Source organism: Micromonospora sp. WMMD1102 (assembly GCF_029626265.1).
GTDB lineage: Bacteria > Actinomycetota > Actinomycetes > Mycobacteriales > Micromonosporaceae > Plantactinospora.
The window spans coordinates 13,039-35,061 of record NZ_JARUBN010000001.1 but is presented as its reverse complement, the minus strand read 5'-3'; the positions used below and the strand labels follow the sequence as shown (position 1 = coordinate 35,061).

At 72.0% G+C, this 22,023-nt stretch carries 26 protein-coding genes; 5 read left to right on the top strand and 21 right to left on the bottom strand.

The window, feature by feature from the left end; translation table 11 throughout:
* Window positions 1-87: 87 nt before the first annotated feature.
* The 5 genes from O7626_RS00230 (at window position 88) to O7626_RS00210 (ending at window position 4,109) form a co-directional block, all read left to right on the top strand.
* The gene (locus O7626_RS00230; protein WP_278058094.1) at window positions 88-903 is read left to right on the top strand and encodes a tyrosine-type recombinase/integrase; all 816 of its coding nucleotides are present in this window, start codon (window positions 88-90) and stop codon (window positions 901-903) included.
* A gap of 239 nt (window positions 904-1,142) precedes the next feature.
* Complete coding sequence (locus O7626_RS00225) at window positions 1,143-2,363, top strand: helix-turn-helix transcriptional regulator (RefSeq protein ID WP_278058092.1); 1,221 nt, start codon at window positions 1,143-1,145, stop codon at window positions 2,361-2,363.
* A 383-nt stretch (window positions 2,364-2,746) separates the two neighbouring features.
* Window positions 2,747-3,070, top strand: coding sequence for a hypothetical protein (locus tag O7626_RS00220; protein ID WP_278058090.1), 324 nt, complete (start codon window positions 2,747-2,749; stop codon window positions 3,068-3,070).
* Complete coding sequence (locus O7626_RS00215) at window positions 3,067-3,438, top strand: hypothetical protein (RefSeq protein WP_278058088.1); 372 nt, start codon at window positions 3,067-3,069, stop codon at window positions 3,436-3,438. The genes O7626_RS00220 and O7626_RS00215 overlap by 4 nt, the downstream gene beginning before the upstream one ends.
* A gap of 212 nt (window positions 3,439-3,650) precedes the next feature.
* Window positions 3,651-4,109, top strand: coding sequence for a type II toxin-antitoxin system prevent-host-death family antitoxin (locus O7626_RS00210; RefSeq protein ID WP_278058087.1), 459 nt, complete (start codon window positions 3,651-3,653; stop codon window positions 4,107-4,109).
* Window positions 4,110-4,493: 384 nt separating this feature from the next.
* Here O7626_RS00210 and O7626_RS00205 read toward each other — a convergent pair whose 3' ends face one another.
* The 21 genes from O7626_RS00205 to O7626_RS00105 form a co-directional block, all read right to left on the bottom strand.
* Entirely contained in the window at window positions 4,494-4,736 is a 243-nt protein-coding gene (locus O7626_RS00205; RefSeq protein ID WP_278058085.1) for a hypothetical protein, read from the bottom strand.
* A 63-nt stretch (window positions 4,737-4,799) separates the two neighbouring features.
* Window positions 4,800-5,057 (bottom strand): hypothetical protein, encoded by a 258-nt coding sequence (locus O7626_RS00200; RefSeq protein ID WP_278058083.1) that lies wholly within the window; start codon window positions 5,055-5,057, stop codon window positions 4,800-4,802.
* Window positions 5,058-5,074: 17 nt separating this feature from the next.
* Window positions 5,075-5,341 carry a hypothetical protein gene (locus O7626_RS00195; protein ID WP_278058081.1) on the bottom strand — a complete coding sequence of 89 codons (267 nt, stop codon included), beginning with the start codon at window positions 5,339-5,341 and terminating at the stop codon, window positions 5,075-5,077.
* Window positions 5,338-6,276: a peptidoglycan-binding protein gene (locus O7626_RS00190; RefSeq protein ID WP_278058079.1), complete on the bottom strand. Its 939-nt coding sequence runs from the start codon at window positions 6,274-6,276 to the stop codon at window positions 5,338-5,340. The genes O7626_RS00195 and O7626_RS00190 overlap by 4 nt, the downstream gene beginning before the upstream one ends.
* A 3-nt stretch (window positions 6,277-6,279) precedes the next feature.
* Complete coding sequence (locus tag O7626_RS00185) at window positions 6,280-6,714, bottom strand: hypothetical protein (RefSeq protein ID WP_278058077.1); 435 nt, start codon at window positions 6,712-6,714, stop codon at window positions 6,280-6,282.
* Window positions 6,715-6,725: 11 nt separating this feature from the next.
* On the bottom strand, window positions 6,726-10,130 hold the full coding sequence (locus tag O7626_RS00180) for a hypothetical protein (RefSeq protein WP_278058075.1): 3,405 nt from the start codon (window positions 10,128-10,130) through the stop codon (window positions 6,726-6,728).
* Between the two features lie 10 nt (window positions 10,131-10,140).
* Window positions 10,141-12,087: a hypothetical protein gene (locus tag O7626_RS00175; RefSeq protein WP_278058073.1), complete on the bottom strand. Its 1,947-nt coding sequence runs from the start codon at window positions 12,085-12,087 to the stop codon at window positions 10,141-10,143.
* A 202-nt stretch (window positions 12,088-12,289) separates the two neighbouring features.
* Window positions 12,290-12,679 carry a hypothetical protein gene (locus tag O7626_RS00170; protein ID WP_278058071.1) on the bottom strand — a complete coding sequence of 130 codons (390 nt, stop codon included), beginning with the start codon at window positions 12,677-12,679 and terminating at the stop codon, window positions 12,290-12,292.
* Between the two features lie 9 nt (window positions 12,680-12,688).
* Window positions 12,689-13,138 (bottom strand): hypothetical protein, encoded by a 450-nt coding sequence (locus O7626_RS00165; protein ID WP_278058070.1) that lies wholly within the window; start codon window positions 13,136-13,138, stop codon window positions 12,689-12,691.
* A gap of 12 nt (window positions 13,139-13,150) precedes the next feature.
* Window positions 13,151-13,552 carry a hypothetical protein gene (locus O7626_RS00160; protein WP_278058068.1) on the bottom strand — a complete coding sequence of 134 codons (402 nt, stop codon included), beginning with the start codon at window positions 13,550-13,552 and terminating at the stop codon, window positions 13,151-13,153.
* Between the two features lie 2 nt (window positions 13,553-13,554).
* The gene (locus tag O7626_RS00155; protein WP_278058066.1) at window positions 13,555-14,595 is read right to left on the bottom strand and encodes a glycosyltransferase; all 1,041 of its coding nucleotides are present in this window, start codon (window positions 14,593-14,595) and stop codon (window positions 13,555-13,557) included.
* Window positions 14,592-15,005, bottom strand: coding sequence for a hypothetical protein (locus O7626_RS00150; RefSeq protein WP_278058064.1), 414 nt, complete (start codon window positions 15,003-15,005; stop codon window positions 14,592-14,594). The genes O7626_RS00155 and O7626_RS00150 overlap by 4 nt, the downstream gene beginning before the upstream one ends.
* On the bottom strand, window positions 15,005-15,859 hold the full coding sequence (locus O7626_RS00145; RefSeq protein WP_278058062.1) for a hypothetical protein: 855 nt from the start codon (window positions 15,857-15,859) through the stop codon (window positions 15,005-15,007). The genes O7626_RS00150 and O7626_RS00145 overlap by 1 nt, the downstream gene beginning before the upstream one ends.
* Window positions 15,856-16,416 carry a DUF4082 domain-containing protein gene (locus O7626_RS00140; protein ID WP_278058060.1) on the bottom strand — a complete coding sequence of 187 codons (561 nt, stop codon included), beginning with the start codon at window positions 16,414-16,416 and terminating at the stop codon, window positions 15,856-15,858. Before O7626_RS00140 ends, O7626_RS00145 begins: the two co-directional genes overlap by 4 nt.
* A gap of 58 nt (window positions 16,417-16,474) precedes the next feature.
* Complete coding sequence (locus O7626_RS00135; RefSeq protein WP_278058058.1) at window positions 16,475-17,197, bottom strand: glycosyltransferase family A protein; 723 nt, start codon at window positions 17,195-17,197, stop codon at window positions 16,475-16,477.
* Window positions 17,194-18,147, bottom strand: a complete 954-nt coding sequence (locus O7626_RS00130) for a GDP-mannose 4,6-dehydratase (RefSeq protein WP_278058056.1) — start codon at window positions 18,145-18,147, stop codon at window positions 17,194-17,196. The genes O7626_RS00135 and O7626_RS00130 overlap by 4 nt, the downstream gene beginning before the upstream one ends.
* Complete coding sequence (locus O7626_RS00125; RefSeq protein ID WP_278058054.1) at window positions 18,144-18,467, bottom strand: hypothetical protein; 324 nt, start codon at window positions 18,465-18,467, stop codon at window positions 18,144-18,146. The genes O7626_RS00130 and O7626_RS00125 overlap by 4 nt, the downstream gene beginning before the upstream one ends.
* Window positions 18,468-19,688, bottom strand: a complete 1,221-nt coding sequence (locus O7626_RS00120; protein ID WP_278058052.1) for a class I SAM-dependent methyltransferase — start codon at window positions 19,686-19,688, stop codon at window positions 18,468-18,470.
* A gap of 85 nt (window positions 19,689-19,773) precedes the next feature.
* Window positions 19,774-20,034 (bottom strand): hypothetical protein, encoded by a 261-nt coding sequence (locus tag O7626_RS00115; protein WP_278058050.1) that lies wholly within the window; start codon window positions 20,032-20,034, stop codon window positions 19,774-19,776.
* Complete coding sequence (locus O7626_RS00110; RefSeq protein WP_278058048.1) at window positions 20,034-20,582, bottom strand: hypothetical protein; 549 nt, start codon at window positions 20,580-20,582, stop codon at window positions 20,034-20,036. The genes O7626_RS00115 and O7626_RS00110 overlap by 1 nt, the downstream gene beginning before the upstream one ends.
* Window positions 20,583-20,589: 7 nt before the next feature.
* Window positions 20,590-22,011, bottom strand: a complete 1,422-nt coding sequence (locus O7626_RS00105) for a hypothetical protein (protein ID WP_278058046.1) — start codon at window positions 22,009-22,011, stop codon at window positions 20,590-20,592.
* Window positions 22,012-22,023: the final 12 nt, after the last annotated feature.

Here is a 22,023-nt window from a genome sequence, read left to right as displayed (position 1 = left end):
TACCCGGAGGTATCTGCACGTACCCGAAAGGCCACTATGCGCGACCAGGTCTTGAAACACCCTCGTAACGAGGCACAGGATCTAGCGATGAGTGAACTCATCGATCAGCACCTCGCGAGCCTGCGAGCTGCTGGCCAGTCAGAGCGGACCATCCAGTCCCGAAGAGAGATCCTCCACCGCCTGCACGACGAACTGCCGTACGGCCTCGCGTACGCGGCCACGACCGAGCTGGACGCGTGGCTCGGCCGGCCCGGCTGGTCCCGGTGGACCCGGTGCACGTACGCGATGCACGTGCGGGCCTTCTACCGGTGGGCGACCGCCGCCAGCATCCTCGACGGTGACCCGGCCGCCGACATGGCGCGACCCCGGAAGCCCGCCGGGGTGCCGAAACCGGTCAGCGAGAACGAGCTGAGCATTGCCCTGGACCGGTCCGGGGACCCCTGGTACACGGCGATCCTCCTCGCCTCGTACGCCGGCCTGCGGGCGAGTGAGATCGCCCGGGCGGACCGGCGGGACGTCACCGAGGACGACATCCGGGTGTTGTCCAAGGGCGGGAACGAGGATGTAGTGCCCTGCCATCCGGTGATCTGGGAGCATGTCCGGGACCGTCCGCCGGGCCCGCTGGTGACGCACGAGGGGGAGCCGGTGACGGGTCCGTGGCTGTCGTCGAACGGGCGGCACCACTTCGACCTGATCGAGCTGCCGGACGTGCACCTGCACCGGTTCCGGCACCGGTTCGCGACGATGCTGCTGGAGGCGGGGGTTGACCTGCGGACGATCCAGGAGCTGATGCGGCACCGGTCCGTAACGTCCACGCAGATCTACACGCTCGTCAAGAGTGGGCAGCGCCGATTGGCCATCCGCACGCTGCCCACCCCGACCATGCACCCGTCAGAGCACTAGGTCCCGCACAGGATCTCACCCCCTCCCTGGCGTCTGGCCAGGGAGGGGGTCGCTTTTTAAGGGCACCCTAAGAAATCTCATAGCCGAAAAACCGTCATCGATGCCCCCCCCCCCCCAGCCCTAAGTCACATACAAGGCGCACTGCGTGACGACGCTGACCTGGCGGTGTACCGTCCGAAGTGGCGGTCCGGGGTAGGGCCCGGGCCGCCAGCCACCCCCAGCCCTACCTGGGAGGCCCGATGGACCCGACTCTTGGCGACAACATCGCTCGACACCGCCGCCGCCAACGGCTCACACAGGAGCAGCTCGCCGAGCACGCCGGACTCAGCGTCGAGACGATCCGCAAGCTGGAGACGAACAGCCGCACCAGCAGCAGACTGCCCACCATCGGCCGGCTGGCTCGGGCGCTCGGCGTACGCACCACCGACCTACTCGGCGACGCGACCAGCGCGGCAGCCCGGCGGGAGCCGGACCACCTGCCACTCAGCCTGATCGACATCCGCCGGGCGCTCACCCCGGCACGTGGTCCGGGCGGCACCGTCCGACTCCCCGACGGCCCGCCCCCGACCCTGCCGACGATCCGGAGCCGGCTCCGCGCCGCCGACCAGGCGTACCACCGGGGCGACTACGGCACCGTGCTCGGCATCCTGCCGTCGCTGATCACCTCCGGCCGGCTCGCCGTAGAGACGGCGTCCGCGAGGGCCCGACCGCAGGCGCACGCCGCGCTCGCCGACGTCTGCTATCTCACCGGCGAACTGCTGATCCAGCTCCGGGCTGGCGACCTCGCGTACACCGCCATCAGTAGTGCGCTCGACGCCGCCGAGGCGGCCGGCGATCCGATCCTGGGCGCGCTCACGGTCAAGGGGGCGAGCTGGTTGCTGCTGCGGCAGGGCCGGCTGGCCGAGGCCGAGCAGCTCGCCGTGTCGACGGCCGACCGGGTCGAGCCGCGGATGTCCCGGGCGCAGCCGGAGGAACTCGCCGTGTGGGGGTGGCTGCTGCTGTTCGGTGCTGCGGCTGCCGCCCGCGACCAGCGCCCGGACGACGCGACCGAGATGCTGGACTCGGCGGCGGCGGCCGGGGCCCGGCTCGGCGACCGGCCGATCCCCGGGCGGCTGGCGATCGTCGGAGGCTTCCGGTCCGCGCGGGCCGAAATGGCACGGGTTGAGGCGGCGGCGGTGACCGGGGACCCGGCGGCGGTGCTGCGGCTGTCGGAGCGGATGCCGGTCACGGCGACGGTGCCGACCAGTCAGCGGCGGCATCAGCTCGATGTGGCCTGGGCGCACGTGCAGACCGGGCAGTACGCAGACGCGACTCAGGTGCTGACCAGGCTGAGCCGGCAGGCACCGGCGTGGCTGCGGCACCAGCGGTACGCCCGGGACATCGTGGCCGACCTGGCGGCGGCCCGTCGCCGGGCGATGGGGGCGGAGCTGGCCGAGCTGGCAGCGCTGGTCGGCTGCTGACCGGTACGTCACGTACCGGTTTCGCGGCCGGGCCGCGAACCTCGCACGCCGCGCACATTCACTCACGGTCACGGACGGCGCACTCTGGCATGTGGAACGCAGGGTCTGCCAGTCTCCCGGCTGGCACGCGAACACCCTGCGGACCGGCCGGTCCGGGCCGGGTCCCCCGTGCCACGCCCGGGCCGGCGCCAACGATTCGCCCACATTGAGCGGCGCTCCGTGACCTGTGCTCCGGGGCGCCGTGGCGTACCCGGAGGTGACAGCGTGCTGACGACCCTGCGACGCCGAGCCCGGCGTGCCCGAACCTACCTGTACGACGTGCGCACGGCCTGGCGGCGGGAGTTCCCCCGCCGGGTCCGCGACTACCGGTGGGACGGCCGACGGTGGTTGCGCGTACCCGGACCACGCCGGTGACCCGGCCGCCGCACATCCCGCCGCCGCAGATCCCGGACGTGCCGGTCGACACCCGGGTACGGCTGGAGGCGGGCGAGTGGTCGCACTACCACCGGGGCGCCGACGTCGAAGGGTACGTCGACGTTCGGATCGTCCGCGTCGACAAGGGCATCACCCGCGAGGACGGCGGCCAGCTCTGGGTGTGGGTGCGCGGCCACGACCCGCTGACGTGCCACTGGGACAGCGTGGCGCCGCACCCGGCGTGCATCGAGCTGATGGCCCGGGTGGACGTCCTGGCCCGGCACGTCCCGTGACCGGTCTCCGGCCGGGGGATCTGCTGCGGATCGACCGGCGGGCGTCGGTCCAGTTCTCCGGCGACCGGGCGCTGACGTTCCGGGTGCTGCGGGTGGATCGGAAGCCGACGTATCACGGCTGGTGCTGGCTGTCCGGGTACGTGCTCGACGGCCACGGCGAGGCAGTCGAGCGGCGGGAGGTGTTCGTGCAGCTCGCCGGGCTGTGCCGGCTGGCCACCCCGGCGCCGGTCCAGGCCCGGCCCGCCGTGCCCCGGTCGGCCCGGAAGCCGACGCCCCGGCCCGCCGCTCGGCCTCCTACCACATCGGCCCGTGATCAGGCGGCTGTCCACAGGGCATGGAGTTATCCACAGCGCGGCAGTCTGGTGTAGCCGGTCGCGGCAACGACCGGGCAGGCTGCCGGTGTCGGCGGGCCACCCTCCGGCCGCCGGCCACGGCTACGGCAGGTGGGGCGGGCCGGATCGGAAGGCACCGACACAGCACGAAGCGGCCCGGTCCTCGATGGACCGGGCCGCCGTGTCGGTCCGAGGAACCTTAAGGTTCCTCTTGCGATCACGCTCGCCGATACCTTAAGGTTTAGGCCATGAGCAGCCGAGAGATTGGCATCGAAGACGCCCGAAAGCGGCTCGGTGACATTGTAACCGCCGTCCAGCAGGGCGCCGACATCGTGCTCACCCGCAACGGCAAGCCCGCAGCCCGCATCGTCCCGATCAAGGAGCAGACCATGACGACGACCACTTCGTACGGCACCTGGGCCAACGCCGATGGCTCCCACCTCACCGTCGAGGACAGCGTCGTAGTCGCTCTCGGCGACCACGTCAGCGACTACGACGTGGACGCGGTCGCGGCCGACTACCGGGCCGCCATCAACGACGCGCTGCCGGACAGCGTCAGCCTCAGCGGCAACGACTTCTACGGCCCCGCCCACGACCGGGAGTTCGACGGGTACCCGCTGACCGAGCACGGTGACCTGGACCTGTCGGCCATCGTGAACGGCGTGGACTTCTGGGAAATCGCCGCTCGGCACGACCGGACGGCCTGACCTCGGACATGACGAAGCGGCCCCGGCCGATCCCGTAAGGGACCGACCGGGGCCGCTTGCTGCGTATCACCCCGCAGCGGGGGTTGCCGAGCCTGAGCCCGTCGGCGGGGCACCGGGTTCCCCGCCGGTACGGGTGGCGCGGGCGTACGTGGCTACGCCCTGGTGCGCCGCGTCGGCCCCATGTCCACGGCGGGGCCTCATTTTTCGGAGTCCTGGGCAATGCGAGGGCCCCGCTACGTTCGCTGCACCGGGCCTCGGTAGTGCCTGGAGCGTACCCCAGGGGTCAGCCGGACGGCGGTGGTGGAGGCGGCGGGGGCGGCTCAGCGCGCGGCGGTGGGATCGGCACGTTCGGCGCCGTCCGCTGAGGCGGCTCGCGGCGACACATCACGGTGCCGGCGGCACGGTCTTCCGCGCCACGTACGACACCACGGCGGTGATGACCGTCTTGCCGACCAGCGACGCGACGCCGATCCAGTACGTCTCCGTCCACTGGATGTCCCCGAGCGCGACGACCAGGACGGCGGCGAGCACCGCGCCGACGTCGACCAGCAGCCCCTGCCAGAACGTGCGGAACGCGCGGTTCTTCGCGTCGGCGCTGGCCGACGCAGGTACGTAGGTGGTGCCCATGGTGACCCTCCTCAGGTCGATTTCAAGGAAGCGGCCCGAAACCTGAATGGCCAGGCCGGAAGTTCAGGTGCAGTTGAAGCCGACCCGCAGCTGGTGCACCGCGTCGGCGACCCGCCGGCCCAGCTCCGTCTGCGGCGGCGTGCTGCCGTACGCCTCGTCCAGCACCGTCAGCAGCTCGCACCAGCGCTGGTCCGCCTCCCGGTCGGCAGCCCGGTCGGCCGCCGCCGCCTCCCGCTGGACGTGCGCGGTGTACGCCAGCGTCGCGCCGGACACCGCCAGCACCGACAGGAGCACGGCGAGCAGCGCGTACCAGAGCGGCACCGGCCTACGGTGCGGGCTCACGCGCCCTCACCCGCCGAGGGCGCGGGCGATGGCGACGGCGACGGCAGCGACGGATCCGGCAGCACCGGCACCGACGACAGCCCACCGCCCGGGGTACGCCCGGCCAGCCAGAGCTGCACGACCCCGGGCCCGGCCATCAGGGCGGCGGACACCAGCAGCGGCGGCCACCCCGCCCCGGTGACCACCGAGTGCCCGAACCCGCCCAGCCCGGCCAGTAGACAGATGAGGTCCCGCAGCAAGGGGACCCGCTGCTCGAGCGTCACCCACGGGCCTGGCTCTCTGAAGCGGCGCCGGCGACGATCCGGCGGCCGATCTCGGCGACCGCCCCGGCAACCGTGGCGGTGACGTCCCCGGCCGGTCCGGGCGGGCCGGCGGGGCCCGGGGCTCCGGGCGGGCCGGCCGGTCCGGGCTGGCCACCGCCGCCGTACTTGCGGCTCCACATCACGTCCAGGTAGATCATCTGCTCGGGCCCGTAGGTACGGCCGTCAGTCACGGCCCCGTTGTAGGCACGCACCGCAGCGGCCAGCGCTACGGCGGTCTTGTCCCCGTAGGTGGAGTCGATGTCGCCGGGCGAGTGGCCGAGGTTGTGTAGCCGGTACTGGAGCAGCTTCACCGCCGCCCCGCGCTGGCCGTACTGGCAGAACATGTCGTCGTCCTCTCCGGCCGCGAGGCCGATCGTGGTCAGGTACCGCCGGAACAGCGCGGTGAGGTCCCGGCCCGCCCGGGTCGCGTCCCGGTGGTACGAGATGTGCGTGTGCCAGCGGTGCGAGCTGTCGCCGGACGACCGCTTCCCGAGCCGGTCCCAGCGCTTCACCACGTCACCGTCGGGCGAGTAGATGACCTCGCGGATGTCCCGCGTGTCCGCCGCGCCGGCCTTGCACTGAGCGACCAGCCAGATCGACATGCTGCGCAGGTCGTGCCGCTTGCCCGCCACGGTGGTCGACCACTGGCCGATGTCCAGCGCCGACGCCGCCTCGGTCAACCCGGACCGGTCCCGGGACGACTCCCGCACCGAGTAGTCGTCGTCATCGACGCGGTCCCGACCGCAGTGGTAGCCGCCGCGGTGGTTCGGGTCGCCGATGATCCCGACCTCGTTCGGGTCCAGGTCGGTCGGGTACGCGTTCGAGTTCTCTCGGATGTCCAGGTGGTCGAGCAGCAGCCGCCGGACCGCCTTCAGGTTCTCGGGGGCGATCGTCACCGGTTACACCGCCTCGAAGATCAGGACCAGGATCGATGAGTTCGCACCCTGGATCGTGTGCGATGCAGGCGGCGACGCCACGATCTTGAAGGTGTAGGTGTCCGGGCTGCCGAGCTGGCCGGAGTAGGTCTGCGTCTGCATCAGCCGGTCGGTGGTCAGGGCCTGCCCCCACCGCACCAGCGGGGATTGCAGGCTGCCGTCCACGCTCAGCCGGCCGAGCCCTTCCGTGGTGACGTTGCCGGTCAGGTCGACCGCCCAGGTGCAGAACGCCGCGTACGTGGCGCCGGTCGTGGCCGTGGTGACGTCCACGGTCACGCCCGGCACGTCCGCGTTCGTCGCCGCCCCGTTAAGATCGGCCGACCCGATCGCGTAGTACACGCCGGTAATCAGCCCGTTGAGCTGGTTGGCGGTCACCTTCTGTAAGCCAGCGAACGGCACGACGCCTCCTTCTACAGTGCGATGCCCCGGCCGCGCCAGAGCCTGATCGGGGTGCCCGCGTCGTGCGCCCGCCCGTACGCACCCCGGGTCACGGCGAGCACCTGTGGGTTCTGCGCGGTGATGTTGTCCCAGTCGATGTTTTGGGACCCGTTGGTGTTGCCGGTCTCGCGGCGGACCGAGGCGCCGATGTTCGTGCCCAGCGGCACCAGGGTGTCGGATCCGACGGTCTGCCAGCGGCGGGGGTCGGTCCCGCTGGTGGCGTTCCAGGCCCGCGCCCGGACCACCTCGCCGATGAAGTTGAGCACGATCCGCCATGCGTTACCCGCCGAGTGGGTGCCGACCGAGACGGCTGCCGCGTCGGCGATGGACGACCCCAACCCCCCGACCCGGCGGAAGAGCTGCAAGGTCGCGGCGCCGCTGGTGGCGATACTGACCTGCGCCTCCAGGTAGTTGCTGGCATCGGTCAGCCGCCCTACCGCCCGAGGCGTGATCGCCGCACCGGTCGGCAGCACCGGCACCACCACCTGCAGATCCACCTCGCCGTCGGGTGAGCCCATGTCGGCGTACGCCAGGTAGAGCGTGTTGACGCCCGCCGTCGTGATCCGCCCGGTCGTGCCGCCCACCACGTTGTAGTCGCTGGCCGTGCCGACCACCGTGTACGCAGTGCCGGGGACACTCTGCCCGGGCGTGCCCCACCCGGACCCGACCGTCCGGGAGAACGGGTCGGCGAACGCGCTGGTGGGCGCGGCCGTGATGGTCACCTGTTCGCCCACGAGGTCCACGTCGACCGGGAAGTCGCCGCTGCTGGTGGACAGCAGCGCGCCCTCGGACACCGCCAGGAGCTGTGTCGCCGACGACCCGGCCGCCGCCGCCAGCGTGGTCCCGCCCGCGTCGGTGCGGAACGCGGTGTCGTCGGTGGCCTCCAGTACCGCCACGTCGTACGGTGCGGCAGGCGTCAGGTGCAGCGTCACCTCCCAGCGGGTCTTGCTGATTCGCTCGCTGTAGCCCTTGATGACCTGGTCCACCGGTGCCGGGCCGTGCGTGTCCCAGAGGTTCTCGACGGTGACCCGCGAGCCGATCCGGGACCGCAGCCACTGCTCGACCAGCGCGGGCGTGCGCCGAAGGTTCAGGGTCACTGCCGGGTACTGGAGGCCCGGCGCGATCGACTCGGCAACCCGGTAGCCGGCGATCGGGTACTGCCACTGGTCGCGGGACAGGCTGAGCGTCACCTGTTGCGCCCGGCCGCCCCGGACCGTCGTGTCGGTGTACCGCGCCGACGACCCGCCGGCCCGGGCCACCGTCAGGTCGGTGACCCGCGAGCGGCTGTTGTACGTCGGCCCGAACGGCTGCCCCAGCTCGCGCCGGGTCACGTCGATCGGCATCCGGACGTCGGCGTTGTACCGCGACGACCGGGCCACCATCACCAGCTCGCCGGCCGGCCCGCCGTCGTGGATCAGCCCCTGGTCGGTGGCCGCGCACTCGTCGAGCGCCGCGACCAGCGTGGTCGGCAGCAGCGGCCCCATCGGCGGGTCCTCAACGAGTAGGTCGGCGTAGGTGATCAGCGGCATGCCGGCCATGTCCGCGAGGTCGCCGACCCGGCTCAGTGGCCGGTCGCCGGAGCCGGCGTCGAGCGCGATCAGCCCCACGACGCCCGGGCTGAAGTTCGAATCGGCGGCGGCCAGCAGATGCCCGACACCGATGCCGTCGGTGGACGTGGTGCCGTCGACCCGGACCTCCCGGACCACACCGATCGTCCGCGAGTTCAGGGTGCCGGACTTGCTGACGCCGGCGTTGGCGCTGACGTAGCCGCCGGTGTAGTCGACGTTCGACCCGTTCTGCGTGACCCGCAGGTAGACGAGGATCCACTGCCCGTGCACGTCGGCCTCGACCACGGCGACCGAGTCATTGAGCAGCGACGTGTCGCCGTCCAGGTGCGCCCGGATGTGAAGCGTGTCCGGCGACGCGGGCGTCAGCTCGATCGTCCAGTACGGCGCGGTGCCGGTGCACGTCGCCTTCAGTAGCGGCGACGTGCTGGCCGGCGCCGACGGCACCTTGACGACCGCCGCCACCGACCAGTGCCCGGTACCGGCGTACGGCTTGACGTAGCCCTGGATCCGCGTCCCCGCCGCCAGCGTCGGCAGCGGCGCCGACCCGGGGCAGTCGCTGGCGGCGGCCGGCGACCACGCGCCGGTGACCAGACCGGGCCGGTCGTCCATCGCCGACGCCACCTGCGTAGCGTCGGCCGCGTCCTCGGCCGGCCAGTAGCCGACCGCCCGCGAGCCCGTCGTCCCAAGCAGGATCCCGGACAGCGCCCGCCGCATCGCCGACTCGACCGGGGTGTCGACGGCCTGGTGCCGGTGGAGCCGGCCGTACGCCTCCACCCGGACGGTCGCGCCCCGGGTGGAGGCGTCCCAGTCCGGGTCCCAGCTCTCGGCGAAGACCACGAACCGGGGCGTCGGCGGGGCGTAGCCGTACGGCAGCGTCATCCGCAGAGGCACGTCCTGGACGACGTCCGGGTACAGCGGCGACAGCGGGTTGTCCGGGGTGTAACGGCCGTCAGCGTTGCGCAAAGTGAAGCTGACGTGCGTCGGCGGCGCCACCAGGCCCGACGGCGGAGCCTCCGGGCCCAGGCCGACGTCGATCGTGATGCCCGCCTCCACCAGCACCCCGGTCAGCGGCGCCCACGTCCAGTCGTCCGGGTCGCCGTCCGGGTCAGCACCCCAGGCGGCCTCGATCGTCGGCGCGATGTCCGGCCCGCCGCCGTACGGCACCATCGCAGGCGACAGCACGGCGAGGACCATCGCGCCGGCCGTGCAGGACTGGCTGGTGGTCCAGCCCGGCAGGTACGACACGTCCTCCAGGTAGCCGGTGTACCCGCCGTCGGCGACCGCCGCGGCGATGTCCGTGCCCGCCCCGCCGTTGGTCGACAGGTCGGCCCGCTCGCTACCACCGGAGACGGTCGACGTGGTCGCCACGCCGCTGGCGGTCCGGACCGTCGCCAGGGCGGCGACGTACCGGGTGCCCGTAGTCGCGTCCGCCCGCGGCCCGCTCCACGAGGTGCCCGCCGAGGTGTCGGCCTCGGTGTCCGTCTCGCCCAGAACGCTGGTGGTGTCGACGCCCGAGTACGCGCCGACCCACCCCCATGCCCGCTGGGAGCTGCCGAGCGTCCACGTCCACGACGCCGGCTCGCTCCCGTCGGCAACCCGGTAGTAGCCGGAGAGGCGTACCGAGCTGCTCGCGTCGACCGAGGTGATCGGGGTCCAGCCGGCTGGCGCGGTGATGGCCGGGACGCTGGTGGCCGCGACGTACGCGACCAGGACGTGCCCGGCGGCGGTGCCCGACGGGCGGGCAACGACCACGCTGGTGCCGGCGGTGCCGTTCGTGGTTTCCGTGTCCGCGACGAACTCGACCGCCACCGCCTACCCCCTATCCCCGTCCGGCAGAGAACGCGCGCTGCGCCGAGCCGCCGTAGCCGTTGAGGACCCGGACCTGTAGGTACGGCATCAGGTACCGCACCAGCTCGCCCGGGGCGCCCGGTGCGGCGGCCAGCTGGATGACCGCGCCGCCGCCGCCGCGCATGCTCGCCCCGCCGGCCACCGCAGGCCGGGACGCGTCGTGCAGGCCCTTCCGCCACTCATCGATCCGGGCCGAGCCGCCGAGCTTGTCGACGTCCCGCGCCGAGAGCACGTACTCACCCGGCGCCAGCATCGCCAGCCGCGAGTCGACGCCCTTCGGGCCTGGCCCGAGCACCGGCCCGCCCTCGCTGTACGCCGGCAGGGAGTTCTTCCGGTATGCGCTGATGTAGACCGACGCGCGGGCCACCCGGCCGTCGAGCGCGTTCAGCGTGTTCCGCACCGCCGACAGGGCGTTGGCCGCCTGCTTCGTATTCGCTGTGATGGTGAGCTTCGCGCCCTTGGGCATGTTGAGGTACTGATTGGCCAGCCGCTCGGCCTCCTTGCGGGAGTGCCCGGCCGCCTCGGCGGCCCGGATGAAGTCCCGGCGGATCTGCTGGTTGCGCTCGCTCGCCTGGTGCGCGCTGTGCCCTTGATCATCGAACGCTGCTGTAGCTTCGTTCAGGGACCGGGCCAGGTCATACAGAGCCGCCTCTTCGGCCCGAGTGACGCGCTTCCGGCCGTCGGCCGCTTCCTTGACCGCGTCGATCGCCTCGGCTACGCGGAGGTTGGCCTCGGCCGCAGACAGGTTGGAGTTGGTGATCCGGACCTGCGCGTCGTGCAGCGATTCGACCTCGACCGCTGCCGCGCCCGCCTTGTTGCCGAGATCGGCCAGCGCGGCAGCCCAGTCCGTCGACTCCCGATCGGCTTCCGCCGCCGCCGTCGCGTACTCCCCGGCGGTACCGGCTGCCTCGGCGACGCCGCCCCGGAACGCGGCGGCCAGCACGTCGGCGTACATGAACGCCTTCGACGCCAGCTCGACCGCCCCGCCGACGGTCTTGATGCCCGCCCCTGCGATGTCGAGCACCAGACCCAGCGACCGGGCGGCGGCCGGTGCGCTGTCGCTGATCGAGTCCAGCGCCGAGCCGATGTCGTCGCCCAGCTCCGGCAGTTCCCGGCCCAGCATCGTCACTACCGGCCCGGCCGCCCGGACCAACCGCTCCAGGCTCGGCGCGGCGTTCTTTCCGAGCCCGACCAGCGCCCGTGCCAGAGGTTGCACGTAGTCCGCGGCCGAGCCGAAGATGCCGGACAGCTCGTCATCGAGGTCACGGAACCCGGACCGGACGGTGCGGATCGCCCCGAGGGTTGCCGGCACAAACGGCTCTGCGGCCCGCTCCAGTTGGTTGCCGATCGAGTTGGCCATCTCGGCGCCGGCCGCCTGCACGCGCGGGTCCTTCGACGCCAGCTTTACGCCTCCGGCGACGGCCCCGACGGCGGCGCCGGCCAGCACCGCCCCGCCGGCCGCCGAGGTCAGCCAGGTCGCTACGCCGGCCACGATCGGCGCGCCGATGGCGATCCCCGGGCCAGCCTTGCCGACCGCCTGGCCGAGGCTTTGCACGACGATCGGGCCGAGCCGGGCGCCGATGCCGACCCCGATATCAGCGACGCCCTTGGTGTCGACCTGCGAGTCGCCCAGCAGCAGCTTCCGCTGGCGGGCGAACGCCTTGAGTCGCTGTTCCTGCTTGGCGAGATCCTTGACCAGTTCCAGGTCGCCGGTCTTCGCGATTTCGGCCCGCAGCTTCGCGATCTGGGCCGTGGCGTCAGCGGAGGCGTCGTCCAGCTTCTTCAGCCCGGCGTTGAGATCCTTGAGGTCGTCCTTGGCGTCATCGGCGGCGTCGCCGACCTTCTTCAGCGGTCCGGACGCCTTGTCGTCGCCCTTGATGACGAGCAGCAGCTCCCGCTTGTCGCTGGCCACGGTCACCCCCCGAAGTCGTCCGCCCCGTCGGCGTCGAAGTCGACCGCGTCCCCGTCGTCGGGCCGCTCCGTCAGCGCGTCACGGCGCCACTCCAGGTACGCCACGATGTCCACCGGGGACAGCTCACGGAGTGGCGGCAGGCCGGGGTAGAAATGGGCCAGGGGCGGGCCCCACTCCCGCAGCCAGGCACGGATGAACCGGCCCGCGATCAGGGCGCGGGCGCGCTCTCCGGGGGGATGGCATCGGCCTCCGCCTCGGGCGCCGGCTCGTCGTCCCGGGCTCGTCGGATCGACACCCGCAGCGTCCGCACGGAGGCGAGGCGCGAGTACGGCTCCGGCCGGCCATCATCGAGCTGGCCGCCGGACAGGTCACCACCCTGCTTGCGGGCCAGCCAGAGCAGCACCAGCGTGGACGCGGCCGGCGGTCGCGAGTCGCGGATGTCCGCCATCGCCTGCTCGATCGGGTAGCCGCACTCGGACTCCCAGCGGATCAGGTCCCTCGCCGGGGTGTCCATGACCCGCTCGGTGTCGAGCTGGACCCACTCGGGCCCGCCCAGCACCTCGCGGTCTTCGTCGCACATACGCAGTTCGATGATCACGGGTGGGTGTCATCCCTTCAGGGTTCGGGTGGTGGCGTCGAGCACCTCGCGCATGCGCTGGTGCGCGACGTCGCTGGTCTTGTCCATCGCGTCGTCCCAGAAGCCCTCGGGTACGCGCTGCGTCACCCAGCGGGTCCGGTGGCCGTAGACCGGGTGCCGCAGCCGGCCGGAGTTAATGGCGCCGATGTGCCGCAGACGGCCCCGGCCGGCGGCGGTCGTCACCAGCGTTACGCCGGCCGTGGACAGGCCCAGGTCCGACTTCACGCGCATCCGGATCGCCCGGTGCATGGTGGCCGCGAAGCCGCCCGACTTCGGCAGCTTCGCCAGCGCCGACTCCTGTACGGCCTTCTTCGCGGGCGGGCCCATCTTGTTCAGGCCCTTGCGCATCTCCGGCAGCACCTTGCCGCCGGCGAGCCGGGCGGCCCGGGCGACCTCGCCCAGTTCGGGCCACCCGGACACGCCCGACACCGGTCAGCCGACCTTGACGATGCTGCTCGCCGCGTTCCAGCTCGCCGAGATGGCGGCGGCGGCCGAGACACCAGCGTTCACCGAGAAGTCGGGGAGCACGGTGCCGAAGAAGTACTTGGTGTTGGTCGACCGGTCGGGGTAGAGGTAGAACTTGCGCGGCTGGCCGTCGGTCGCGGCGGTGTAGGTCTGGGCGGTCGCGTCGTCGTAGAAGCCGCCGAACTCGCCGGACGCGTCGGGCAGACCCGCCACGTAGACCTTGTTGGTGTCCTCCATCGCAGTGACGTCCTGCTTGTCCGTCACGAAGTTCATGCTCCAGGTGGCGATGAACGGCAATGGTGACGCTTCCGCCGTGTCGCTGGCGATGCCCATGTAGACCCGCCCGCGCCGGCCATGCAGCCTTGCCATGGTCAGTCCTTCCTGTCGAGCCAGCGCAGCAACAGCGCGGCGTGGTTTCGGAACGTGCGGTCGGCGACCGCTTCCCGGGCAGCGCGGGCGGTCGCGGCACAGGAGTCTGGGTGTGCGAGCGCCCACCGGAGTTGCTCGGCGGCCTCGCCGGGCGAGGCGAAGCGCGGCAGCATCGACAGCAGCTCGTCACCCTCGCCGCGCGGGTCGCGAAGGTAGTACATGCCGCACGCGGCCATCTCCACCTCGCGCGGACCCATCGCCCAGCCGGCAGCGAGCGCCTCGGTTTCGGCCTCGCGCCGGTAGAGGTTGACGCCGACCCGGGCGGACCGGTAGATGTCCGCCGCGTCGGTGTTCTCGAGGCACGCCTCGAGGTCGTGGCCGACGTACTTCCGCAGCGGCGAGGGCTCGGCGAGCGCCTGCCAGTTGCCGCCGAGCAGCACGTCCAGGCCGTCCAGCGCGCCGGCCCCGTGCAGCGCCTCGAACCACGCGATCCGCGACGGGTAGCCGGTCCCGACGAACGCCAGATCGGCGGCGCAGTCGGCGGCCGGCGGCCCCGGATGGTGGATCTCCGGCCGGTAGGCGTGCGGCACGTACTCGGCCCGGGTGACCGCGCGGAACGCGTCCAGGTTGGTCGGATCGTTGACGAGCGCCAGGTCGGCGTGCGCAGCCAGGGCCAGCTCGCGGGCGTGCTCGTACGGCTCTTCGGTATGCAGCGTGACGACCCGGGTGCCGTACGACCGGGCCAGGTCAAGCAGATCGGCCGGGACGAAGAACCCGCTGACGACCAGCAGCACGTCGGGGCGCCACCGGTAGAGGTGCGAGTACAGGCCGTCGATCGCCCGCTCGGTCGCGGCCGGGCCGTCGAAGGCGTGCCGGAACTGACCCGGCCCGCACTCGACCAGCACCGACCCGTAGAGCGTCAACCGTTCGTCCAGCGCGTACCGGGAAACCTTCTGACCGAGGTCGCGCAGCGCGTCGCACCAGCCGGCGTAGACGTCGGCCACGCTGAAGTTCGGGCCCGGGTGAACGACCAGCCACTTCACCCGAGCACCTCCACCGTCAGCTCCGCCCCGTACCGCTCGACCCCGCCGACGTCGTACGACTCGTAGCCCGACCAGCCGGTCACCGCCAGGTCGGAACACAGCCCACCCAGCGTCGGATCCGACTCGATCGCGGCCCTGACCGACGACGGGCCGTCGGCGGCCAGCAGCGCGTCAAGCAGCTCCTGCGCCGCCTCGTCCTCGCCCCGGCCCGTCAGGATCCGGAGCGTCACCGTCGCCGCGACGGTGTCGTCGAGAGTGTCGCCGTAGGTGCCATCGGACTGGGCCGGGTACGCGCACGGCGGGTCCGGCGAGCCCGGCACCCGCGCGTAGCCCTGGAGCCGGGTGCCGTCCGGCAGCACCACGGTGCCGGCTGCTGTCGCCAGCGCCGCCCGGATGTTCTTGATGTCCATCAGGCGATCCCGGGCAGTTCGTACCGGCCCACGAGGCTCATCACGTCCGGGTCGGCCCGGGCCAGCCGGACCACGCCCATCTGCCCGTCCCCGGCGATGCCGGTCGGCGAGTCCTTCCGGCCGTACAGCCGCAGCGCCAGAATCAGGGTCGCCTGCACCACCTGGTCCGGCACCGCCGGCCAGCCCCACCGGGCGGTCACCCGCACCAGGTCGTGGCCCCACGACGACGCGGTCAGGCCGGTGATCGGTCGGCGGTCGGCGAGCGCGTTCAGCGGATCCACCCGGTGCCCGGTCACCGCGGTCCAGGTGGTGCCGTCGCCGGTCTCCACCGTCAGCCCGTCGGTGCTGCCGATCTCGTCCACCAGCAGCTTTACCCGGCGGTCGGTCGGCACGGTGCTGCGGCACACCTCGTACTGCCGGGCGCTCGACGTCGAGTCCCGGTAGAAACCGCCGTCCCGGCGACCGGTCACCCCGTCGATGCCCCGGGCCGCCGCCGACAACGCCACCTGGAGCAGCGCGTCCCGGTCCGACGTCGTGATCTTCGGCATGGAGCGGAGCTGCGACAGGGTCGCGTACGTGCCGATCGACGGGTCGCCGACGTCGACCTGGCCGTGGCTGACGTCCGTGACCGCGCCCGCCGCCGTCCAGGTCCACCGCCATGGGCCGGCCTGGTCCGCAACGAACCCGGCGTCGTAGATGCCGACGCTCGGAGTGGACACGACCGGCGCCGGAGACAGCAGGGTGCCGTCGGGCTGCGTCACTGCCACCGAGACGGTCGCCGCCGTCAGGTCCCCGTCGGCGTCGCGCACCTCGTACCGGATGTCAATCTGATCCCCCACGTCGCGGGCGCTCATCTCCACCTCCCCGGCGTGCTGCTGGTGATCCGACCCGGCGGCGTGCCGGTGGTGATCCGCGGACCGGCCGACAGGGACGGCGCGAAGAGCAGATCGGCGAAGTAGCAGGTGTCGCCGAAGGTCGACGGCGGGTAGCCGGCACCGATGCCGACCCGGCCGTTGTCCCCATCGCCCGGCGCTGTCAGCGGGCCGCTGATGACCGGCCCGTCGGCGAAGAGCCCCGCCGTCGCCACGTACCGGGTGACGGCCTCCACCGCGGCGACCATGACCGTGCCCGGGGTGGAGTAGACGACCGGCGGATCCAGGGCCACCGTCCGCCAGCCCGGGGCGGTATCGGTGAACTCCGCCCGGGCGATCTCGGCCTCGGTGACCTCGTCATACAGCACCCAGGCGGTCGGCCCATCCGGTGCCACGTCGGGGAAGTACCAGCGGCCGTGGGTGATTGCACCGCGGACGCTCGCCGACCACTTCGTGCCGAGCGTGAACGCGGTCACGTCGACCGCGCTGGTGACGACCGGCACCTGGTCTCCGAAGATCGATGCGGCGGGAGTCGCCACGCGCCACGCTCCTAGCGTCAGCCCCGCCGGCCGGGCCACCCCCCGGCCGGCGGGAGTCTCATCTCGGGCTCGGCGTGTACGTCGACAGCGGCGTGAACCGGTGCCGTAGCAGCACCTCGCCGATCGCCGGCACCGTGCCGACCACGCTGGCCAGCCGCTCCAGGAAGATGCCGTCGGAGTGCCGGCACGAGTCGCCCGGGTCCTCCGGAAGCCACGGGTCGCCGATCGCGTCCAGCACCTCGCGCCGGATCATGATCTGCGCCCCGTCGACCTGGCAGTCGAACTGCCCCGGACCGCGCGGCCCGTTCGCCCGGATCACCCCGACCAGCGTCTCCGTGCCGTCCGGGTCGAGCCGCACCCGGTCCTGTGAGCACCAGACCGCACGGGCGTCCGGGTGGTCGTCCAGGTAGCCGGCCATCCGCTGCACGAACGTCGGACCGTACTGGTCGTCGTCGTAGAAGGTGCTGACGTACCGACCCCGGATCAGGCCGGCCCGGATCACCTCGTTCGTCGTCCAGCCGATCGGGCACCGGTGCCGGCGCAGCTCCGGGCCCTCGCCGGTCGTCACCCACTCGATCAGCGGGTGTCCGTGGTACTCGGCGTAGATGCTGGCCATCTGCGCGGACCGGCCGTCGGTCTGCCCGATCCACTGGCCGGAGTCGACCACCAGCACCTGCATGTCGCGGCGGGTCTGGGCAAGCACCGACTCGATCGAGTCGCGCAGGTACGGCTTCATGTGGCTGGCCAGCACGATCGTGACCGCCGGGGAGAGCACCTTCACCGCGCCTCCCTCAGGTCGTGGTCGACCAGCCGGGCCACCAGCTCGGCGAATCCCACCGTCGGCTTCCAGTTCAGCTCGGCCGCCGCCTTGCTCGCGTCCCCGCAGAGCACCTCCACGTCGGCCGGCCGGTACAGCGCCGGGTCGACCCGGACGTACCGGCGCCAGGCCAGCCCAGCGACGGCGAATGCGGTCTCGACCAGCTCGCGCACCGAGCGCGTCTCGCCGGTCGCCAGCACCCAGTCGCCGGGCTCCGGCCGGGCCGCCATCAACGGCAGCGCCCGCATGTAGTCCGGCGCCCATCCCCAGTCGCGCCGGGCGTCCAGGTTGCCGAGCGACAACCGGAACTGCCGGCCGGTCGCGATCGCAGCGGCGGCCAGCGACACCTTGCGGGTCACGAACTCCGGACCGCGCCGGGGCGACTCGTGGTTGAACATCATCGCGGTGCTGGCGTGCAGCCCGTACGACTCGCGGTAGTTCACCACCGTGTGGTGCGCGAACACCTTCGCGACGCCGTACGGCGAGCGCGGGTTGAACGGCGTCAGCTCGTTCTGCGGCATCTCCCGCACCGCGCCGAACATCTCGCTGCTGGACGCGTGCACCAGCCGGATCGCCGGGTCAACCACCCGGATTGCCTCCAGCAGCCGCAGCACGCCGAGCCCGGTCACCTCGGTCATCACGGCCGGCTGCTGCCAGCTCATGCCGACGTACGTCAGCGCCCCGAGGTTGTAGACCACCTCGGGCCGGACGGCGGCGAGGACGTGCTGCAGGCTCGACTGGTCGAGTAGGTCGCCGTCGACCAGGCGGATGCCGGGTACGAGGCCCTCGATCCAGGCCCGTCGCGGGTTCCGCTGGCCCCGGATGAGGCCGTACACCTCGTGCCCGTCGGCGGCAAGCTGCTCGGCGAGGTAGGAGCCGTCCTGTCCGGTCACGCCGGTGATGAGCGCCCTCATCGGTCCAGCCCCAGATCGTCCGCGTGCTGGCACCGTTCCCACCCGTCGCGGGTGTCCTCGCACCGGCAGTACGGCTGCACGACGTGCTCGGCGTACTCGCGTGACCACCCGAGCTTGTCCAGCAGCACGTCCAGAGTGAGCGCTACCGGCGTCGCGGCCTCACGCTCGGCGCGGCGCTGGTCGGCCGCCTGGCGCTCCCACTCGGCGCGCTGCTCCGGGGTCGCATTCAGGTACCGGGCGAACGCTCGGCCGGCGTCGAACGTGTCGGCCGCCACCTCGGCGCTGACCGGCAGCACGACGGCCATCTTCCGAATCTCCACTCAGATCACCACCGGGGAGGGGATGGGGACGATGAACCGGCCGCCGCGCTCGACGAACTCCCGCTCACGGCGCAGCACGTCGCCGAGGTAGTTCCAGGCCAGCAACAGGTAGGTGTCCGAGGAAGCGGGGTCCTCCGGGCTGTAGATCGGGATGTGCGTACCGGGCGTAAACCGGCCGACCTTGTGCGGCGTTGTGTCGGAGACGTACGCCAGCCGGTCCGGGCCGATCCCGCAGAAGTTCAGCAGCGTGCACGACTTCGCGGTCGCGGCGTACCCGGCGACCGTCCGGCCGGCGACACGCTCGGCGTCGAGCAGATCCAGCAGCCGGGCGCGCAGCGCCGCCGCACGCCCCTGCATCGCGCCGTACGTTGCCGACAGCCGCAACCACGCGTCGCCGAGCAACATCGGCTCCAGCTTCGGGCCGGAGCTGCTCGCGGCGGTCCGGGATCGGGCCGTCACCCTGAGGCTGCCGCCCTGCGCGGGCGTCCGCTCGATGTCCGTGACGACCATCCCGGCGTAGGTCAGGGCGGCGTACAGGCTGGTCGCGCTGAAGTAGAAGCGGTGCTCGTGGTAGACGTGGTCGATCTGGTTGCCGAGCAGCAGCGCGGCGACGTCCTGGACCTCGATGACCGCCGCGCCGTCGTCGCCGATGAGGTGCGCGATCCCGGCGAGGAAGTCGGGCAGGTCGGCGACGTGCGCGGCAACGTTCTTCGCGATCACCAGACCGCCGGAACCGAACTCGTCCACGTGGCTCTCCGCAACGATGCGGCGGAACGGCTCGCCGAGCACGTTCAGGCCCCGGGCGGTTGCCGCCTCGTACGGGCCGAGCGCCGGCTCGACGCCCCAGACGGGGCCGGATGTAGCCGCCGCGAAGTGCTGGAGCAGCGAACCGTCGTTGCACGCCACCTCCACCACGCCGCGCTTGATCTCGTTTGGGAACCGGGCCAGCGCCCACCGGGCGAACTCGGCGTCGTACACGCGGATGCTCGGCGAGGTCGAGCTGTAGAAGCCGTAGTCGGCGCCGTAAAGCTCGCCGTCGGGCACCACGTCCAGGAGCTGCACCAGCCAGCACGCCGGGCACACCGCGACCCGCAGCGGGTAGGTCTGCTGAACGGTGTCCGCGGTGAACGGGAAGGCGTCGGCCAGCGGGGTGCTGCCGAGATCCAGGAACGGCATCAGGTCGGCGGCACCGCAGCCGCCGCAGTGGGTACGGGCTTGCATGGGCACCTCGGGTGGTAGGTGGGGGTAGATGCGCCACGGGGCCCGCCCGGTCGGCCGGGTTCGGGCCCCATCGCGCGGGGGTGGGCTACTTGCTCGCCGTGGTGCTCTTCGCCGGACCCGTGGTACGGCCGGTCGGGGCGGAAGTCGCCGTCTCCGGTTCGGTCTGCGCCGCCGCCTCGCGGTCCTTCGCCGCCACCTCGCGGCCGAGCGCGTCGAGCTGGCCGCGCAGCCGCCGCGCGGCGGGGCCGTCGCCGGTGGCCTCGGCTGTGGCGAGCTGAATCTTCAGCGCCCGCTTCCGCGAGTCGACGTCGGTGCCGGCGGCCGGCACGGTGTCTTCGGTGCTCATCAGGTTCCTTCCCGTCGGAATGGCAGCTGGTAGTTCAGATGCACCGGCTGGACGTCCCAGGCGATCGGCACATTGGGCTTCACGCAGCGGTGGTGCCAGCCGGAGAAGCTCCCGTCGCTGAAACCCCACGTGTTGCCGTCGGATGCGGCGGCACGGGCGTCGAGGTAGCCGCGCACGAGTTTGCGGGGCAGGTAGGTCAGGCCGAAGCCGAAGATGTTGCAAACCGGGTCGCCGGTCGCCACATGCCGGTAGTCCGGCCACCTCCGGTGCGCCCACACCGTCTCCCGAAGGCTTCGGGAGGTGTAGTTGCCGGCATACAACCGGTACGGCGCGACCAGCACGTCTTCGGACTGGCCGGCGGCCCGCTCGGCGAACGCCAGGAGCTGCTCCTGGCCGACGGCGAGGTCCCACTCGATGAGCAGCACGTCGTCGTCGATGTCGCCGAGCGGGGTGTAGTCGTACCGCTCCAGAAGCAGCCGCTCGATCCCGTCGACCACATGGGCCCGGCCGGGCGGCACGGTCGTCGGGAACGAGCGGATCAGCCTCATCGGATGCTCAGAAGCTCGGCGTGACCAGCGCGGTGCCGGACAACTTCTGGTGCGAGTTGCTGTACCGGCGCATCGTGTACGCGAAGTAGCCGTACAACACCAGCAGGACGCCGAGGTTCGCCGCCGCCGCCTGCTCGGCCCGAATGAACTGCGGCGCGCCCGGGTCCTCCCACAGGAACGACTCGTCACGCGGCACCACGTAGATCTCGTCCTGGTTGGTGGCGCCGCCCAGGTTCGTCGGCACGTTGGCGTCGGCCACGACCGGCATGCCGTTCGGCAGCAGGCCGCGGAAGCCGGAGCCGTAGATCTCGCCGTAGTTCACACCACCCTGCTGGGTGGCGATGCCGGGCTGACCGATCAGCGGCCACGAGGTCGTCAGCGCCGCCTGGAACCAGTACCAGCGCCGGGGGTGCATCAGCACCAGGTCCGGGTCGGCCTGGCCGAGCAGCGCCGCCTCCGACGCCGACGCGCCCTGCAGGATCTTCGGGTACAGCTCGGCGGCGGTCGGGGTGGTGTCGTCGGTCGTGATGCCCGTCGCGATGTTCGTCAGGCCGGTGGTGGCCTGGTTGATGATCGTCGAGTCGAGCGTGGTCGCGTACCGGCGCTGCAGGTCGCGCATCACGACGTCCTCGATGCCGGTGCCCCGGTCGATCGCCTGGCGGGACAGCGTCTGCTGGCCGGCCGCGGTCTGCACGTTCTCGGTCAGCAGCGTGTCGTCCATGTTCGTCTCCTGGACGGCGCTGTTCTCCGAGGACTGCAGGGCGGTGCCCGAGGCGGTGGTGATGCGGGAGATGTTCACCGTCATGCCCGACGGCGGCAGGTCCAGCTTCGTCATCGCGTCCGCGAACGGCCGACGCGCGGCCACCGCCGGGGCGTACAGCTCGGTGAGGTAGGCCGGCACGGTCAGGCCGGCGAACGCGCCGGTGCCGACCGCCCGCTCCAGGTACTGGCCGCGCTCGACCCGCTCTTCCTGCATGTGCCGGGCAAGTCGCTGCTCGGCCTCCAGGTCCCGGTACAGGAACTGGTTGACCACGTCGCGGATGAACGGGCCACCGCCGCGGGTGTTGCCGCGGTGGTAGGTGCGCTCCTCGGTGCCGATCCGGGCCACCCGGTCGTACGCCGGCTTCGCCGAGGCGGTCTTCGGGTCGGCGCGGCGCTCCAGCAGGCCGATCTCGACCTCCTCCTCGGCCGCCTTCGCCCGCTGGGCGTTGTCGAGCTTCTGCTCGATGCCGGCGAGTTCGGCCTTGGCCTGGTCGCGGCGCTTGAACGCCGTCTGGCAGTCGGCGTCCTCCTCCTCCGTGAGGTTGGCGCGGCCCTCGTTGCGGGCCTTCGCCAGGATCGTCTTCACCTCGGCCACCGCGCGGTCGCGCTTCTTGGTGGCCTGCTCCCTCTCCACCTCAATGGAGAGAATCAGCTCGTCGAGAGTCATCGATTTTCCTTC

Bases quoted from the DNA above. Each gene is read 5' to 3' on its own strand.
- O7626_RS00230 (WP_278058094.1), top strand. From the start codon at position 88: ATGAGTGAACTCATCGATCAGCACCTCGCGAGCCTGCGAGCTGCTGGC.
- O7626_RS00225 (WP_278058092.1), top strand. From the start codon at position 1,143: ATGGACCCGACTCTTGGCGACAACATCGCTCGACACCGCCGCCGCCAA.
- O7626_RS00210 (WP_278058087.1), top strand. From the start codon at position 3,651: ATGAGCAGCCGAGAGATTGGCATCGAAGACGCCCGAAAGCGGCTCGGT.
- O7626_RS00205 (WP_278058085.1), bottom strand. From the start codon at position 4,736: ATGGGCACCACCTACGTACCTGCGTCGGCCAGCGCCGACGCGAAGAAC.
- O7626_RS00160 (WP_278058068.1), bottom strand. From the start codon at position 13,552: ATGGCAAGGCTGCATGGCCGGCGCGGGCGGGTCTACATGGGCATCGCC.
- O7626_RS00150 (WP_278058064.1), bottom strand. From the start codon at position 15,005: ATGGACATCAAGAACATCCGGGCGGCGCTGGCGACAGCAGCCGGCACC.
- O7626_RS00145 (WP_278058062.1), bottom strand. From the start codon at position 15,859: ATGAGCGCCCGCGACGTGGGGGATCAGATTGACATCCGGTACGAGGTG.
- O7626_RS00130 (WP_278058056.1), bottom strand. From the start codon at position 18,147: ATGAGGGCGCTCATCACCGGCGTGACCGGACAGGACGGCTCCTACCTC.
- O7626_RS00120 (WP_278058052.1), bottom strand. From the start codon at position 19,688: ATGCAAGCCCGTACCCACTGCGGCGGCTGCGGTGCCGCCGACCTGATG.
- O7626_RS00115 (WP_278058050.1), bottom strand. From the start codon at position 20,034: ATGAGCACCGAAGACACCGTGCCGGCCGCCGGCACCGACGTCGACTCG.
- O7626_RS00110 (WP_278058048.1), bottom strand. From the start codon at position 20,582: ATGAGGCTGATCCGCTCGTTCCCGACGACCGTGCCGCCCGGCCGGGCC.
- O7626_RS00105 (WP_278058046.1), bottom strand. From the start codon at position 22,011: ATGACTCTCGACGAGCTGATTCTCTCCATTGAGGTGGAGAGGGAGCAG.